Source organism: Kitasatospora albolonga (assembly GCA_002082585.1).
Classification (GTDB): domain Bacteria; phylum Actinomycetota; class Actinomycetes; order Streptomycetales; family Streptomycetaceae; genus Streptomyces; species Streptomyces stephensoniae.
The window spans coordinates 4347586-4363159 of record CP020563.1 but is presented as its reverse complement, the minus strand read 5'-3'; the positions used below and the strand labels follow the sequence as shown (position 1 = coordinate 4363159).

At 69.7% G+C, this 15574-nt stretch carries 17 protein-coding genes and 1 pseudogene; 11 read left to right on the top strand and 7 right to left on the bottom strand.

What is annotated here, in order from left to right:
* Nucleotides 1-56: 56 nt before the first annotated feature.
* Both B7C62_18990 and B7C62_18985 read right to left on the bottom strand, forming a co-directional pair.
* Nucleotides 57-251, bottom strand: a complete 195-nt coding sequence (locus B7C62_18990; GenBank protein ARF77257.1) for a DUF397 domain-containing protein — start codon at nt 249-251, stop codon at nt 57-59.
* A 12-nt stretch (nt 252-263) separates the two neighbouring features.
* Nucleotides 264-1115, bottom strand: coding sequence for a transcriptional regulator (locus B7C62_18985; protein ARF74093.1), 852 nt, complete (start codon nt 1113-1115; stop codon nt 264-266).
* A 239-nt stretch (nt 1116-1354) separates the two neighbouring features.
* Here B7C62_18985 and B7C62_18980 point away from each other — a divergent pair, with 239 nt between their 5' ends.
* Entirely contained in the window at nt 1355-1816 is a 462-nt protein-coding gene (locus B7C62_18980; GenBank protein ID ARF74092.1) for a hypothetical protein, read from the top strand.
* 194 nt (nt 1817-2010) lie between these two features.
* The gene (locus B7C62_18975; GenBank protein ID ARF77256.1) at nt 2011-3201 is read left to right on the top strand and encodes a peptidase dimerization protein; all 1191 of its coding nucleotides are present in this window, start codon (nt 2011-2013) and stop codon (nt 3199-3201) included.
* Nucleotides 3202-3427: 226 nt separating this feature from the next.
* Here B7C62_18975 and B7C62_18970 read toward each other — a convergent pair whose 3' ends face one another.
* Nucleotides 3428-4510, bottom strand: a complete 1083-nt coding sequence (locus tag B7C62_18970; GenBank protein ARF77255.1) for a protein-L-isoaspartate(D-aspartate) O-methyltransferase — start codon at nt 4508-4510, stop codon at nt 3428-3430.
* A 103-nt stretch (nt 4511-4613) separates the two neighbouring features.
* Entirely contained in the window at nt 4614-4985 is a 372-nt protein-coding gene (locus tag B7C62_18965; protein ARF74091.1) for a hypothetical protein, read from the bottom strand.
* A 56-nt stretch (nt 4986-5041) separates the two neighbouring features.
* On the opposite strand from B7C62_18965, the gene B7C62_18960 reads away from it, so the two are divergent.
* Together B7C62_18960 and B7C62_18955 are read left to right on the top strand one after the other, a co-directional pair.
* Complete coding sequence (locus B7C62_18960; protein ID ARF74090.1) at nt 5042-5611, top strand: hydrolase; 570 nt, start codon at nt 5042-5044, stop codon at nt 5609-5611.
* 5 nt (nt 5612-5616) lie between these two features.
* On the top strand, nt 5617-6540 hold the full coding sequence (locus tag B7C62_18955; GenBank protein ARF74089.1) for a pyridine nucleotide-disulfide oxidoreductase: 924 nt from the start codon (nt 5617-5619) through the stop codon (nt 6538-6540).
* A 188-nt stretch (nt 6541-6728) separates the two neighbouring features.
* Here B7C62_18955 and B7C62_18950 read toward each other — a convergent pair whose 3' ends face one another.
* Together B7C62_18950 and B7C62_18945 are read right to left on the bottom strand one after the other, a co-directional pair.
* Entirely contained in the window at nt 6729-7208 is a 480-nt protein-coding gene (locus B7C62_18950; protein ARF77254.1) for a hypothetical protein, read from the bottom strand.
* A gap of 15 nt (nt 7209-7223) precedes the next feature.
* A pseudogene (locus tag B7C62_18945) lies at nt 7224-7511 on the bottom strand (hypothetical protein).
* An 826-nt stretch (nt 7512-8337) separates the two neighbouring features.
* On the opposite strand from B7C62_18945, the gene B7C62_18940 reads away from it, so the two are divergent.
* The gene (locus tag B7C62_18940) at nt 8338-8859 is read left to right on the top strand and encodes a hypothetical protein (GenBank protein ARF74088.1); all 522 of its coding nucleotides are present in this window, start codon (nt 8338-8340) and stop codon (nt 8857-8859) included.
* Nucleotides 8860-8979: 120 nt separating this feature from the next.
* Here the strand turns inward: B7C62_18940 and B7C62_18935 are convergent, their stop codons facing one another.
* Nucleotides 8980-9921 carry a hypothetical protein gene (locus tag B7C62_18935; GenBank protein ID ARF74087.1) on the bottom strand — a complete coding sequence of 314 codons (942 nt, stop codon included), beginning with the start codon at nt 9919-9921 and terminating at the stop codon, nt 8980-8982.
* Between the two features lie 338 nt (nt 9922-10259).
* Here B7C62_18935 and B7C62_18930 point away from each other — a divergent pair, with 338 nt between their 5' ends.
* The 6 genes from B7C62_18930 (at nt 10260) to B7C62_18905 (ending at nt 15570) form a co-directional block, all read left to right on the top strand.
* Entirely contained in the window at nt 10260-10862 is a 603-nt protein-coding gene (locus B7C62_18930) for a hypothetical protein (protein ARF74086.1), read from the top strand.
* A 307-nt stretch (nt 10863-11169) separates the two neighbouring features.
* Nucleotides 11170-11583, top strand: a complete 414-nt coding sequence (locus tag B7C62_18925) for a hypothetical protein (protein ID ARF77253.1) — start codon at nt 11170-11172, stop codon at nt 11581-11583.
* A 229-nt stretch (nt 11584-11812) separates the two neighbouring features.
* On the top strand, nt 11813-12277 hold the full coding sequence (locus tag B7C62_18920; GenBank protein ARF74085.1) for a hypothetical protein: 465 nt from the start codon (nt 11813-11815) through the stop codon (nt 12275-12277).
* Nucleotides 12278-12716: 439 nt separating this feature from the next.
* Nucleotides 12717-13715 carry a MarR family transcriptional regulator gene (locus B7C62_18915; GenBank protein ID ARF74084.1) on the top strand — a complete coding sequence of 333 codons (999 nt, stop codon included), beginning with the start codon at nt 12717-12719 and terminating at the stop codon, nt 13713-13715.
* A 233-nt stretch (nt 13716-13948) separates the two neighbouring features.
* A complete protein-coding gene (locus tag B7C62_18910; GenBank protein ARF74083.1) occupies nt 13949-14413 on the top strand; it encodes a hypothetical protein in 465 nt (154 codons plus the stop codon).
* Nucleotides 14414-14580: 167 nt separating this feature from the next.
* On the top strand, nt 14581-15570 hold the full coding sequence (locus B7C62_18905) for an MBL fold metallo-hydrolase (GenBank protein ID ARF74082.1): 990 nt from the start codon (nt 14581-14583) through the stop codon (nt 15568-15570).
* Nucleotides 15571-15574: the final 4 nt, after the last annotated feature.

The following is a 15574-nucleotide window of genomic DNA, read 5'->3' as shown; positions in this document are numbered from 1 at the left end:
AGCGAGCGGCCCCCATCTGCGCCGATGGGGACCGCTCGATGCCAGGCCGGGAAGGCTCAGGCGAAGTCGTCAAACTCGCCTTCCTTCGCACCGCCCAGGAACGCCCGGAGCTTGGTGCGCGTCGTACGGACGATCACGTCGGGGTTGTCGCTCTCACGCAGCAGGATCTCGCCGTCATGCTCGGCAAGCTCCAGGCAGGCGCTACCCTCGGCGTTCGACGACTTCGACGACTTGCGCCACTGAATTTCCACGTACTTCACGCCTCACACTTGTTGTGCGACCTCACGAATGAAGTCTCTTGACTTGCGCGGATCAAGAGAGAGCCCCTCGATCCGGTCCATCGCCGCCCGATAGTTCACCAGACGCGTCTCGGCGTCCAGGAACGCAGACCCGGTGGCCGTGTCCGTCAGCACGGTATCCAACTGCGGAACGGGTCCGTAGACATACTGCGTCGAGCTTCCGGCCTCCGGGAAGCCGCCGACAGCGAAGGGGACCACCCGAACGGTGACGTTGTCGCGTTCCGACTCACGCAACAGGTACTCCAACTGGCCACGCGCGACGCTGGAGGCGCCGTACCTCATCCGCAGCGCCGCCTCATGGATGAGGAACGTGCAGGTCGGCGAGTTCTCCCGATCGAGGACATCCCGGCGCTTGAGCCGATGGGAGAGATGGCGCCTCTGTCGGGCTGGGGCCGGGGGCGGAACGGTCTCCGCGAGCACCGCGCGGGCGTAGTCCTCGGTCTGAAGCAGCCCAGGCATATGCATGATCTGCACCGCCCTGATACCCACCGCATGATGCTCCAGCTCGGCCAGATCCAGCGCCTCGCTGGTCAGGTCGTTGCGGTAGTCCTCCCACCAGCCCCGGCCCCGCTCCTCCGCCATCGCGGCGAGCGCTTCCACGTACGCCTCATCGGGGCACGCGTAGCCGCCCGCCCAGTTACGGACCCGCTCGCCGCTCACTCCGAAGCGCCCCGACTCCGTGTTGCTGATGGTGGTGCGCTCCACCCTGAGCAGGGCGGCAGCATCGGCGAGCGCCAGTCCCGCGCTCTGCCGCATCTTGCGCAGCTCAGCACCTACGCGACACTGCCGTGCGGTGGGCGCCTTCCTTGGTGGCATCGGCCTCTCCTCTTGTCGCCTCACAGTGTGACCAGCACCACCACCGTAATCCATTCGGCTACTTAATAATCCATCTAGGTACGACAAGTGCGACTCGACGCTATGGTCTCCCTCAACACCTCGGCCACCCCGAAGTGCAGCTGCACAGGCGCGCGTTGGGGCGTGCGCCCGTACAGCCATCGCCACGGGCGAGGAACAGCACATCCGTTCGCAGCACCGGACCGCATGGGGAGAACAACATGACCGCTGCCACCCCAACTCCCGTACAGCCGAACCCACTCGGCGGCGAGAGCTACCGCCTCACCCTGCCCAACACCGCCAACGCCCCCAGGATCGCCAGGGACTTCCTCTCCTCGCTGCTGGGCGTCAGCCGACACCCGGGGCTGGTCGACGACGCCCGGCTCTGCGTCACCGAGCTGGTCACCAACGCCCACTGCCACACTCGCACGCCGCTCATCCGGGTCCACGTGGCCGTCAACCGGAAGCGGGTCACTGTCGCCGTTACGGATGACGGCGGGCCGGTCAACGGGGCGTTCGGCGCCCTCGGTGCGCCGACGGCTGGTCCGGAGGAGGAGCACGGTCGCGGGCTCGCCCTCGTGGAGAGCCTGGCGCTGGCCTGGGGGACGGGCAGCGGCGGCCCCCGCTATCCGGGGCGTACGGTCGTCTGGTTCACGCTGGGGCGACCGGAGTTGACCACGTGAACCTCGCGGCGTGGGGGCTCCCGGTGGCCGCCCTGGCCATCGGGGCACTCGCCGCCGGGATGACGCTCGGCCGCGAGGCGGCGGTGGGCCTGGTCCACCAGGGGCGGGAGGCTTGTGCCTCGGCGCGGCCGCTGGAGACGATCGAGGCCGTTCGCGCGCTGCCGGTGCGGCACAACCAGGCGCAAGGGAGAAGCGTGATCGAGGACTTGTCGCAGGTGGCCCAGGATCGCATGGCCTCCGTGGTCGAGCTGGCGGGCGAGCTGATCCGGCGGCCGAGCCGAGGCGGGATCGACGACTACGGGCCCGTCCTCGGCGTGCTGGAGGACTGGCTCACCTCCCGCGAGCTGCCGCACCGCCGCCTGCATGACGGCGCGGGCGCCCTGGTGGGGCTGCTGGTCGAGATTCCCGGTGGGAGGCCGGGCTCCTGGTGGACGCTGGACGCGTGCGTGGACACCGCCCCGTACGGCGATGAGACCGCCTGGTCCTTCCCTCCGGCTGTCGGCGATGTCGTGGACGGCTGGCTGCGCGGCCGGGGTGCGGCCGACTCCAAACTGGCCGCCGCGCTGTTCTGCCACATCGCCGCCGACCTCGCTCCCCGCGCCGCCGAGCTGCACGGTGGGCTCGCCGTACTCCTGGACGTCGATGAGCACACCGGTGGCTTCGGCGGCGCCCGCGCCTACCTCACCGACCCGCACGCGGCCCGCCCCGCCGGGGTGATGATCGGCTATCCCGGCATGGACGAGGTGGTGGTCGGCGGCCGGGGCCTGTGGCGGGCGTCGATCACCGTGCACGCCCCTTCCGGGCACTCCGGCTCCAGCAGGACCGTCATCGGCGCCATCTCCCGGGCCGCCCACCTCGTACGGCTCCTCGACGCGGCCGAACTCCCTTGCACCGAAGGAGATCCGAGGTTCCCGCTGCCGCCGAAGCTGTCGGTGACCGCCTTCCACGGCGGGCAGGGCTTCTCCGTCACCCCGGACCGGGTCGACATCAACGTCGACGTACGTACGACCCCGGTCTTCGACGCCCACGACGCCGGGGCGCTGGTCCGCAAGGCCGTCGCCGAGCTCGACGCGGAGCTGCCCGGCCCGGCACCCACGGAGGTCGTCCAGGTCGCGGCCTGGCCGCCGTTTCGCCTGGCCGAGGACGAGCAGCCCGCCGCCGCCCTGCTGGCCGCCGCCGCCGAAGTGGGTCTCACGGTCAGGGCGAAGACGGCGGGGCCGTCGAACATCGGCAACCTGCTCGCCGGGAACGGCATCCCCGCCACAGCCGGCTTCGGGGTGCCGTACGAGGGGCTGCACGGCATCGACGAGCGCGCCCGACTGGCCGAGTTGCCACAGGTCTACGCGGTCTACGAGCGGGCCGTCCTCGGTCTCCTCGGCGGCTGACATCCCAGCAACTACCCAACTCCGCCTCTGCGGAACCACCTCAAGCGTCCAGAGAGACAAGGGAGACCTCGCCGCCGGGATGACGCTCGGGTCCGGCGCCAGACCCGGCCGCACGACGTACTCACCACGCCCCCATCCCCGTACGAAACACCGCCAAGACCCCTTCGGGCGCGAGGAGTTGAACCGGAGCCGGTAGCCGCCGAGGGCCGTCTTCAGCCCCTGGCGGCTACCGGCGGCGGCCCGGTGGATCGGTGAGTGCGGAGAGGCCGTTTTCCGGGGTGTCGAGCCAGACCCACTGTCCGTGGGCGGTGACGGACAGACCGGCCCGGTCGCGGGACGGGCGGCCGAGGGTGTCCCAGGTCCGGTAGGCCGCTTCGGCTTCGTCCCAGAGTCGGCGGGGGCCGTACTGGGCGACGGCGTACTCGCGGCGGCCGGGGGTGTAGTCGGCGGAGGCCCAGGACGTCTGGTCGTCCGCGAGAATCCAGAGGGTCATCTCGCCGCTGCCGTCGTCCGCCGGGACGGGCAGGTGCCAGGCGTCGGGCAGAGCGAGACCGACGTAGAACAGGGCGTCGGGGTCCTGGGCGATCCGCAGGGGAGAGATACCGGTCGTGGTGGAGTCGGCGGCCTCGCGATGGTGCAGGAAGTCGTCGAGGAAGCCCCGGGCCGGGCGCGGGTTGCGGGACCGCATGAAGGCCGGGTAGCCGGTGAACCGCCCCTCCGCGTGGCCGTTCCGGACATCGAGGACCGCGTAGGAGTAGGGGAAGAAGGACCCGCCCCAAGGGGCGACGATCCGGCCGTGCGGGGCCGCCGTCTGTTCCACCCAGGCGTACGGGATCGACGCGACCGCGTAGGTGGCGATGACGCGCTGGTAAGGGGCGCCGGTCGGCCGGCCCTGTTCACCGTCGCCCTGGACGATGAGCGGGGAAAGACCCGCTGCCAGGGTGTTCTTGGCCGCCTGCTCGGCGATTACGGGATCGATCTCGACGGAGACGACACGATGGGAACCGACGCAGTGGGCGAGCCACGCCGCGTTGAGGCCGGTACCGGAGCCCAGTTCGAGGACGCGGTCGGTGGCCCGTACGTCGAGCAGCGACAGCATCTCCAGCATGACGGACGGCTGCGAGCTCGATGACGTCGGCAACCGGTACTCGTCCGGTCCCGTGGGGCGGCCGTCGTTGACCTGGGTGGTCACCGATACATCGCTGTAGGCCACCTCCAGCCACCTCGCCGGGGCGGTGGCGCGGGAGACGAGTTCGTCCCCGACCTCGATCTCGTCGGGCAGGAACAGCTCCCGCCGTACGGAGGACACGGCGTCTTCCCACGGCCCGAGTGCCGCTCCCTTCTCGCGGAGGATCGCCAGCAGATCTGCGGGGGAGCTCACAGCCCCGCCCCGGTCCCGGCCCCGGTCCCGGTCACTTCTTCTTCGGCGGATTGCTCACCGGCCCGCTCCACCGACCGTCCGACTCCTTCGGCGACTGCTTCCTGTCGCCCTCGGAGCCGCCTTTGCCGTCCCCGTGCTGCCCCATCGCGTCTCTCCTCGCGCCGCTCGTGAAGGTTACGTTGAGCATCTTCCTGGACACCGAAAGTCGCCGGAAGGCGGAAGTGGGCCATCCCTCGCCCTCCCCGTGCGCCCTCGAAGAGGCGCGTACAGCCTGGCCGAACTGGTTCACCTGCGAGTTGACCATCCAGGCCCTGTGGTGCTTCACCTGCCACCTCCAGCAGGTGGTCGAGAGTGGCCAGGACCCCTCCATGCCCGAGCAGTACAGCTGGCGCTTCTTGTGCACCGCGCAGGACGCTCTACGCGAGAGCGTCGGCCGAGAACAGGCGGGAGAGACCGCGAATGGACATCAGCAGTGCCGCACTGGTCGTGATCGACATGCAGAACGGCTTCGTGAACCACCACAGTCGCCACGTCGTACCCGCAGTCGCCGACCTCGTCGCCAGATGGTCCGCCGCCGGGCGCCCTGTCGTCTTCACCCGGTACTTCAACTATCCCGACAGCCCTTACGAGCGCTCTTTCCAGTGGCGTCGGCTCCAGGGACCGCCGGAGACCGACATCGTTCCCGAGCTCGCCGAAGCGGCGGGGCACGCGCACGCGGTCGTCGACAAGACCGGATACACGCTGTTCACGCCCGAGGCCGCAGAGCTGATGCGCCGGGCCGGCTGGACCGACCTCGTCTTCTGCGGAATCGCTACCGAGAGCTGCGTCCTGAAGTCCGCCGCTGACGCCTTCGAGCACGGGTACGCGCCCTGGATCGTCACGGACGCCTGTGCCAGCGACGCCGGGCCGGACGTGCACGACGCCGGTCTCACCGTCGCCCGGCGTCTGATCGGGACCGGCCAACTCGTCAGCACACGCCATGTGATGGGCCAACTCACCGCACACGCGGCGTCTCCGGTGCTGGAATAGCTTCCATGGCCGACATCCCCTTCGCGACCGACCTGATCATCATCGGCGGAGGCCCGGCCGGTTGCGCTGCCGCCCGCATGTCCGCCAGCGTCGGCATGCGCTCGATCCTGATCGAGCCGGACCAGTTGTGCCGCAACCTCTACCGCATCCCGGCCCTGAACAACGTCCTTGGTGGCTACACCGACGGCCCCCAGTTGGCCGATGCCATCGTCGCTGAGCTGAAGAGCACGGAGCTGTGCCGCCTCGAACTCGGTCGGCGCGTCACCGAACTTCGCGCCGACGAAGCCCACGTGACCGTCACGGTCGGGACCGGCGCCCGCTTCACGGCCCCTTACGCAGTCGTCGCCACCGGCGTCGGCCCCCTCCAGCCCCACGACGTCACCTGGATCACCGCCCCCAGCGGCCTGGCCCTGACTCCGCTCTGGGAGGCTGAAGCCGACAACGCCGAGGGGCGCACCCTCCTCGTCCTCGGCGGTGACCGTCCGATCGGCACCTTCCTGCGCGCCCACCCGACCACCGAAACCCGCCTGCTCGTGGCGTACCCGGCGGCCGACGCGTACAAGGTCGAAGAAGTCCGCGAGGACCCCCGTGTCGTGCTCTTCCCCGTCGAGCACCTGACGCTGGCGCCCACGGAGGGCACCTCGGTGTCAGCGGAAACGGTGGGACAGGACGGCAGTCGGCAGACGATCACGGCGGATGCCGCCCACCTCAGCATCGGCAGCGCACCGACTGCCCCGTCCGGCGATCTGACTCGCGGTCTGGACGGGTACTGCCCGCCGACCGGCCAGCACCCCCGCGTCATCGTCGCCGGTGACCTCCGGTCTTCCCGCTTCCAACGCATCATGACCGCCCTCGGATCAGGCAGCGAGGCCGCACTGCACGCCTACTACGCGGCCAGGGACGTGCTCAACGAGCCTGCGCCATCTTGACGTTGCTGGTGAGCGGGGTGGTGTGATCGTTGAGGGCCGTACTCACCCAGGTCGTGGGCGGCTGTCTGCGGTCTGAGGCGTCGGGCAGCGGTTTCGGGCGGTCTGTCCGTTTCCAGGTCACGGGGCCGGGCGCGTACGAGGCCCACGGGGTCCAGCCAGGGCCACTGCCGGTGAGTGGCCGCGCGCGTTCATTCAGGCTCTCGGGCAGTGGGCCCGTGGGCTTCGCTCCACCGGTGTCTGATCTCTTGCAGCCGCTCGTCGAACAGCGGGTCCCGCCCCGCATCGGAGGTCATGGGTGCGGGCAGCCGGAACGACGTGCCGCTGTGGCAGCTGATCCTGATCCAGTAGTCGTAACGCCCTCTGTAGCCGCCGACCTGGTCCACGTCGATCGCGGAGATCTCGTGCCAGCGGGCGGTGCGGGACCGCAGAGGCCGCACCACCTGTATGCCGTCGGTGTTGATGCGGGTGCGTCCGAGGGCCATCCAGGCCAGCCAGGGGGCGGCCGGTATGGCCATCCAGCCGAGTGCGACGAGCAGTGACCCGATGCTGGTGTCCGGCTGCCGCCCCACGGTCGAGGCGTAGAGCGTGTAGAGCGCCAGGATTGTGGCCACTCCTGACCATATCCACCATGTACGCTGCTGAGCCGGAATGTATTCAATGTCGTGCACCGTGGGATTATAAAGGTCGGCCAGGCCCGCGCTTACGGGCTTCCCGCGCCGGTGGGGAAGGCGACGGACCCGCGGTGGCCGGCCTTCGCCGTAGCCGGGCCGATTGTCGCGTTCGGTGCGGCGGACGGTGGGGATGAGGGTGCCGTCGGTCAGGACGACCTCGCCGCCCCGTTTCGCGATCTTCTTCAGGGCGTGGTCCAGGCGCGGAGCGCGGGCGGCGAGCAGGGATATCAGCTCATCACGCCAGCGGCGCACGATGCTCATGATCTGCTGGTAGTCCGGCGGCGACGCGTCCTCGCTCATGCCCGCCTCGCGCTTCGGGACCGGTAGCACGCCCCGGCCGCCGGCCTGCACCGGTACGGCCCGGGTCGTCGCCTTCTCGGCTTCCGGCTGGGCATGCATGCGTTCCCCCTGCACGTATCACCGCGGCAAGGTCTTCGCGGCAAGGTCTTCGCGCTCGGCGCGGACCTTCTCGAGCTGCTCGAGAAGGAGTTTCTCCTCCTCGTTGAGTTCCGTCCGGCGGGCGGCGACGCGTTCGGCGACTTCGCTGATCTCCGTCACCCGGCGAGCCTGCGAACCCGCCCGGCCCCGTGACCTGGAAACGGACAGACCGCCCGAAACCGCTGCCCGATGCCTCAGACCGCAGACAGCCGCCCACGACCTGGGTGAGTACGGCCCTCAACGATCACACCACCCCGCTCACCAGCGACGTCAAGATGGCGCAGGCTCAACGAAGGCTGAGTCGCCTCGGCGGGACACGACGCCCACGCGCTTGAGAGGTCTCCGTGAGCAGTGAGAAGGCGGAAGTGGGCCATCCCTCGTCCTCCCCGCGTGCCCATGAAGGGACACGTACAGCCTGGTCGGCTTCGGCAGTCTCCACAACGGCCTAGGTTTCCGGCCACTTTTGGAAGATGCGCGGGAGCACCACCCGTACGAGGTGCTGCTCGTGGAAAACTGTATGACCTGCCGATCATGACCCACCCCGTACGCGCGCCAGTCACAAGCGGCCGGCTGGCTCTGTCGCCGGAGAATCTCAACTCCCCTGGTTGAGCGGGGAAAGAAGTCGCCACGAGGTGAACAAGTCATCCTGTACCTGATCATCGCTTGTGATGTTCTCTTCTGGGTCCTGTTGGCGGCCGGACTGAGTGCTCGCTACATCAAGGGCTGGAAGCGGCTCGGCGGCGGCGTCCTGCTCTGCGTTCCCCTGCTGGACATCGTCCTGCTGGCCGCCACGGTCATCAGCCTCAGGGACGGTGCCGAAGTCACCATCTGGCACGGGCTGTCCGCCGCCTATCTCGGATTCACCGTCGCTTTCGGGCACGACACCCTGCGGTGGGCGGACGAGAAGTTCGGGCGGCGCTTCGGGGGAGTTCCCGAAAGGCCGCGTCCGGTCCTGTACGGGCGGGCCCGCGTCCTGCGGGAATGGCGGTCATGGCTGCGGTTTCTCCTTGCCTACGGGGTGAGTTGCGCCCTCCTCGTCGGCATGACGTGGTTCGTCGGCGGCACGGAACGCGGGGCGCTCCTGCTCGCGTGGTTGAACCCGCTGACCAAGATCCTGATCTACAGCCTCATCTGGCCGGTCATCGTCACGATCCGGCCGGGGCAGGCACCGGCAGAGGAGTCGCCCTTGACCGGTGGTCGCGGCGCGTGAGCCCGACCGGAAGGGGCCCGCCCTCGCGGACGGGGTCCCTGGTTCGCCGTCTCGCCGTCTCGCCGTCTCGCCAACGCCCGAACCCGGGCCGGACGACCGGCCGCCGCAGGCTGAACGCCTTCAGCTCAGCGGTCGGTCGTCGTCCACGGAGCGGAAGCCGGTCGGTTGCCGAGGACCCACGAGCCGGGACCAGGCTCGCTGAATTCCCCGATAGTCGATCACGGTGATGTTCTCCCGCTCAAGAGCCTCACGGGCCTGCGGCGATGTCAGAAACTCGTAATCCGTCCGCCGCACGTCCCAGCCACCGTCGACGGCCCGCGACCCGCTGCCGCCCAGACCGGGATGCACCGCCCATTCGTTGAGTCCGGCGGGCAGGTCACGCAGGAGCTGAACATAGCGGGCCGCTTTGCCCTCGATGTCCAGGGCGAAGCTGTCCAGGAAGCCGTTGTCGGTGACCGGCAACCCCCGTCTCCGCATCGCCCGGCGCCCGGGGTCGAGCCAGACCCGAACCGCGAGCCCGTACTCCGCCGCCAGCGCGACGGTCAGGTCGAGGACGTCGTCCCGGCCGCCATCGGCCAGGCAGTGGAAGTCCAGGTGGGTCGGCGTGAGCCCGGCGCGGGCCACGGCATCGATCTGGGCACGGAACTCACGCTCGACCTCCTCAGGACGGGCCTGGCCGAGCAGGGCCGCCCGGCCGTCGGGAGTCGGCGGGAACAACTCGCCCGCAGGGTCCAGCAGTGAGGGCACTCGTTCTCTCGCAGTCAGTGGGCCCCACCGGATGTCCGGCATCTCGCACACCAAAGTGAGGTGAATCCCGAACGGAATCCACGGCCGGAGACCCAGCATCTTCATAGCCTCCGCCGCCCCCGGACAAGGAACCATCAGGCTGCACGAACTGGCGATGCCCTCCTCCACCGCCTCGACCACCGCCGCGTTGATCTCCGGATACATCCCGAAGTCGTCGCAGTTGATGATCAGCAACCGGGCATCACGCGGATACCCCAGCCGCTCGCTCGACCGCTCCGAAAACGTCACGGCCCCAGGAACGCTGACTTCATCCATCCCCGCACTATGAGGTCAGGCCCCCTGCGTCCGCACGGCAATATGCCGCCCCCTCCGGGGCGAAGCGCCGTCACCTCTCGGGTTCCGGCTCGACCTCCGCGGTCTGCGCACGGTGAGTGACGGTGCCTGACCGCGCTCAACACCTGGGGACACGACACCCGTGACCTGGAGAACGCGGACGACATCGCATCCCGTGCACGGCAGGCTCGCCTGGCCGATCTCGGCCACGCGTCGGCAGACAACGGGACAGGAGGCGGCTCCGAAGATCCGCCGTTCTGACGCGCGGACGCACAGCACCCGCCCCATCAGCCGCGTGCACGTCGCGAGAGGATGGGCTGGTGATCCGCCACGACTCCGAGATACAGGCTCTGTACCGCCGCTACTGCCTCCCGGGACGCCGCTACCTGAAGCTCGGCGGAGCGGTGCTTCGGATGCCGCGCGAGACGTACGAGCCGTTCGTTCATGCCCTGGCCCGTGACGCGAGGGCCGTTTCGGACGCCGAACTCACCCTCCTCTTCCAGGGAAGCTGGCGCGAGCGGCGCACCGCAGCCTGGCTCGCCGCCGTCTCGCGCCGTGACCACTTCCGCGGGCGGCTGGGAGGGCTGTTGCTGGAGAGCGAGGTCTGCTGCGCGGGTGGGGCCTACTGCGTGGCGCTGTCGAGTTTCGGCACCGCACAGGACGCCGACCTGCTGGCCGCTTACCTGGATCGCTACCTGCGTCGGCCCGACCTCGCCTACGACCAGCCGACAGCCATGGGCGCCCTGGCGTACACGGACTCCGTCCTGCACAGCGACCGGGCCGGTCGTCTCCTCCAGGAGGACGGCCTGTGGCGGCAGTGGTTCCGGGACGCGCCCCACATGCGCGGCGATGACGGCATCGACACCTATCTGCGCGGCATTCGCAGCGCCTGCGCCATCGTCGACGAATGCGCCGGTATCTGACCTCATCGGTCCTGTTCGCGTCGGAGACTCCGGCTCGCCGTCCTTGGCGCGGCAGCCGTGCCTCACGCCAAGAGACCGGACGTACGGTGGGCCCCCGTCCCCCTGCGGGCTTCAGGGGTGTCCCGTTGCTCCTGGCCGCGGGGGCATGGAGGGATGGCTGACATGATGGGGTTCATGACCGCATACCGAAAGGCCGATGCCGCGTAGACGGCCCGGTGCTCTGCGCGCCGAACAGCATGGTCCTCGCGTCTGGGAGGACCCGCCGCCGGACCGGCTCCACGGGCTCTCCGCCCGCACCAGCCTCGCGATCCATCGCGCGGAGAGGCTCACGTCCGACTACTACGTCTACCCCGGTGCCACGAACCGTGCGCTGCGGCGTTACCGGGCGTTTCTGCAACCGCCCGGGCGTCGGCCTCTCTCTCCGCAGGACGCGGAGTGCCCGTGCCGCGGTTGTTCCTTCGACGACGTGAGGCACGCACGCGACGTGCTCGAACTGGTCCTGGAGCAGCTCCCGGTCCGGGCCCGGTCCGAGCTGAAGCGCCTCGTGGCCCCTCTGGACACCGCGTACCTCGCGCGCACTCTTCCCGATCCGTTTGCCGGCCGTCGGCAGTGGCGCTCCGACCTCTGGTGGCGTCGTCGGCTCTCGGGCGGCAGGGAAGAGGGCTGTCGCAGGTCCCCCGCACCAGCCGCTTGGCACGGAGCGTCAAGTACTTGGCGCTGATGGTCAATCCGTCCCGCATAACGCCTGCCTATGGTTACTTCTGGCCAACCCGAGCGTCCCACCTGGGCCTATGTGACTGGGGAGGGCGCAGAGTGCTGGGCTTACCTGCCGCGCCGGCTGGCGGAATCCAGCCAGTGAAGCCGCCTCCAGAACGGCACTTGACGGACCGTCCGGGCAAGGGCCCGTGCGGCAGATGAAGCCCGTCCGACGTACAGAGCAAGGAGACACCATGTCCATGATCAAGTCCGCCCGGCGCGCCACCGCAGTGGCCGCCGTGGTCGTCGCTGCGCTGTCAGGCGCCGTCCTGACCGCCCCCGCCGCCCACGCGGCCCCCAAGCTCACCTGGGACACGACGGCGATGAAGAACCCGGACAGCCGGTTCATTTCCATGTGGCACCCCGGCAAGCACATCGGCAACGTCTACTGGTCCGCCGACCCCGTCGCGGGCAGTAGCCTCGGCGACACGCTGTACGTGACCGACCTCCAGAGCGACGGCTACTCCATACGCGGCCAGGTCAAGCAGGTCTCCACGGGCAAGATCGTCATCGACATCGGCACGGCGGGGAAGACGGCGCCCGCCGGTGTGCAGAAGACGAAAAACCTCAAGGAAGGCACGAAGGTCCAGGTACGCGGCTGCGTGATGAAGGCAGGCAAGAGCTACGGCTGCACGTCCTGGTACAGCGGCCGCGCCTGAAGCCCCTGACCGGCCCCCTCCTGGAGGGCGGGACAGGGCGCCCCGCGCGGTGACCTGCGCCGAATCCCGAGGCCCGGGGCCCGAGACTCGAAGCCCGGTTCCCGGGTTCCGGGGTTCGAGCCCCGGGCCGGTCTGTTCACGCCTTCGGGGGTACGAGGACGGGTCCCCGCCCCGAAGCTCGGGACCCGGGCCACGGGCGTCGGGACGCGAGCTTCGAGGTTCGAGCGCCTTCTGTAACCGGGGGGTAGAAGAAGGGGGTTGGGAAAACCTCCCCCACCTCCCTCCCTGGTCGCAACCGGGGAAGTATGACTAATCGTGACAGCTTGCGGCGGAGCGTCACGAGTGCTTACGGTTCGAGAACTAAGCGACCCCGGCAGGTGTTTGGCGCACCAGGCCGGGGTCTGACCGCAAGATCGCGCACAACCTAAAGGACGATCCCGTGGCTACACAGCAGCCTAGCTCCGCCCTGCCTGACCCCGCACCCGCCGCCCCGTACCCGATGGCCAAGCCCGGTTACGGCAAACGCTCCACCCCCGGCCAACAACCCCGTACGCGCCAGGACTTCGCGCTCCTCCCTACCCGCGAGCGGTACGTCGCCGGGTTCGTCGACCACCTCCCCGACGGCGCGGCCATGAGCGTCAAGCAGCTCGCCAAACAGCTCCCCCTCTACGGGCAGCAGGCCATCTCCACCGCCCTCAACGCCCTCTCCGTCGCCGGACACCTGCGACGCGTACGGTGCTCCGTCGGCGCGGGCGACGAAACGCGCTGGGTCTTCCGCACCTTCTGGTCCCGCACCCCACGCGACAACGAGTGGTGGAACACCTACCTCGCCACCGAAACCGCCGCAGAGGCCGCCGAAGCCTCCGAGGCTCCCGAGGCCCTCGAAGCCGCCGGAGCCCCCGAGGCCCCCCAAGCCGCCCAAGTCCCGCAGACTCCCCGTACGGAACAGGCGCCCCCGGACCCCACCGACGTACCCACTCCTTCCCCCGCCTACCTCGCCCTGGCCCGCCTCGGTCGCCAGGACCCCCGGCTCGCCCTCTCCGCGAACGACTGCGCGGCCCTGGAAGCCCGAGCGGCACAGTGGCTGGACCGGGGCGTGGGCGTCGACTACCTGACCGCGGCTCTCACGGCAGGGCTCCCGGCCGAGGTCGACTCCCCCGTGGCCCTCCTCCGCCACCGCCTCACCACCAAGGTCCCGCCGCCGCTGCCAGCCGAGAGCACCGCGCCCGGCGGAGCCCCGCCCGGCCGCCGCCTCCTCGTCGAGTGCACGGAGTGCCGCACCCCCGGACCGTCCGAAGCCCTCCCCGACGGGCTCTGCCGGCCGTGCCGGTCCGGCGCCGACGGGCCCCGGCAGCGCACCCGGGACGACGGGCTCCCCGTACAGCGCGATATCGGCGCCTACGTCAGCGAGCTCCGTGGGCGGCTCAGACTCCCTTGAGCAGTACGCCACATGGTCCCGCACGGCCGCTCTCCGGCCAGGACGAGAGCGGTGAGCGATGTCGGCGCGGAGCGTCAAGCACGTGGCGCTGATGGTCAATTCGTCCGGCACCACGTCTGCCTAGAGTTGTTTCCGGTCGATCCGCGCCGTCTCACCTGCAGCTATGCGGCTGGGGGAAGCGCTGGGCGCATCTGCCGGGTCGGCCCACGGAGTTCAGAGCAAGGAGGCACATCATGTCCATCATCACGTCCGCCCGGCGCGTCACCGCGGTGGCCGCTGTCGTCGTCGCGGCGCTGTCGGGGGCCGTCCTGACCGCTCCCGCCGCCCACGCGGCCCCCGAGCTCCACTGGAACGACTCGGGTATGAAGAACCCGGACAGCCGGTTCCTCGAAATGTGGCACCCCGGCAAGCACATCGGCAACATTCACTGGTCCGCCGACCCCATCGTGGCCAGTCACCTCGGCGACACGCTGTATGTGAACGACCTGGCGAGCGACGGCTACTCCATCCGCGGCCAGGTCAAGCAGGTCTCCACGGGCGAGATCATCATCGACATCGGCACGGCGGGGAAGACCGCCCCCGCCCAGGTCAAGAAGACGAAGAACCTCAAGGAAGGCACCAAGGTCCAGATACGCGGCTGCGTCATGAAGGCCGGCAAGAGCCACGGCTGCACCTCCTGGTACAGCGCCCGCGCCTGAAACGTCTGAAGTGCCCGACCGGATCTTCGCCCCCGGGGTCACCCGTCGAACAGATCCACAGAAGCCCTATTTCCCCCCTAACAGCCTGAAAACATCACCCCTTTCGTCGCTTCACGTATCATCACTTTCACTCTTGGTGATCGATACGGACGTGAACGGGTGACGCATTGGCCAGGCGGCGGGCGGTTCTCAAAGGGGCTCTGGCGGTATCCGGTGTCGCGGTCGGGGCGGGGGCGGGGGCCGCGGCTCCCGGGTGGGCGGCGGCGCGCCCGAAGGCGTACACCACGCGGGTGGAGCTGCGGTGGCTCGGGGTGTCCGGGTTCGAGATCGTCATCGACGGGCGGCGCAGTCTGCTCTTCGACCCCTACATCAGCCGGGTGCCCTGTACGGACCCGGCGGGGGCGCTCGATCCGGGCATGCCCCTGCGGCCCGACCGGGACGTCGTGGAGCGGGTGGCGGAGCGGCACCTCGCCGGGGCGCCAGAGCTGATCATGGTCAGCCACGGGCACTTCGACCACGTCACGGACGTGCCCCAGCTGCTCGCGCGGCCGGGCTGGGCGTCCGCGCGGATCAGGACCGTGTGCGACGAAACGGTCCGGCACCTGCTCACCGCCATGGAGACGCCGGGCGACCGCGTCGAGGACGTCATCCAGGTCAAGGGCGGGGAGTTCCTCCAGTTCGACGGGTACACCGTGGAGGTCTTCCGGAGCCTGCACAGCCAGACGGCCGACCACGGCTACTTCGCTCCCGGGCACCACTGCGCGACGCCGTCGCGGCCCTTCACCATCGGGGAGCTCGTCGAGGGGGAGACCCTCGCCTACCAGGTGTCGGTCGACGGCGGTCCGTCGATCCTGCTCATGGGAGCCACCAACTTCGTGGAACGCGAACTGACCGGAATCCGGCCGGACGTCGCGCTGATCCCGATGACCTCGCACGCCGCGGTCCACCGGTATCTGGGGCGGCTTCTGGACGCCCTGGGGAACCCGCCGCTGCTCATCCCCTGCCACCACGACGACATGGCCACGGCGCTGACGGAGACGCCCTCGCTGCTGGCCGCCTCCGTCAGCGCCTCGGCCGCGGAGGAGCTGTCCAGGGCCGCCGCGCCCGGCTCACGGGTCGTCGGCCCGCAGCACCTGCGGACGCTCACCCTCTCCTGAGGAC

Excerpts from the sequence above, each read along its gene's own strand:
- B7C62_18985 (ARF74093.1), bottom strand. The coding sequence starts at position 1,115 with ATGCCACCAAGGAAGGCGCCCACCGCACGGCAGTGTCGCGTAGGTGCT.
- B7C62_18910 (ARF74083.1), top strand. The coding sequence starts at position 13,949 with ATGTCCATCATCACGTCCGCCCGGCGCGTCACCGCGGTGGCCGCTGTC.
- B7C62_18935 (ARF74087.1), bottom strand. The coding sequence starts at position 9,921 with ATGGATGAAGTCAGCGTTCCTGGGGCCGTGACGTTTTCGGAGCGGTCG.
- B7C62_18960 (ARF74090.1), top strand. The coding sequence starts at position 5,042 with ATGGACATCAGCAGTGCCGCACTGGTCGTGATCGACATGCAGAACGGC.
- B7C62_18920 (ARF74085.1), top strand. The coding sequence starts at position 11,813 with ATGTCCATGATCAAGTCCGCCCGGCGCGCCACCGCAGTGGCCGCCGTG.
- B7C62_18955 (ARF74089.1), top strand. The coding sequence starts at position 5,617 with ATGGCCGACATCCCCTTCGCGACCGACCTGATCATCATCGGCGGAGGC.
- B7C62_18980 (ARF74092.1), top strand. The coding sequence starts at position 1,355 with ATGACCGCTGCCACCCCAACTCCCGTACAGCCGAACCCACTCGGCGGC.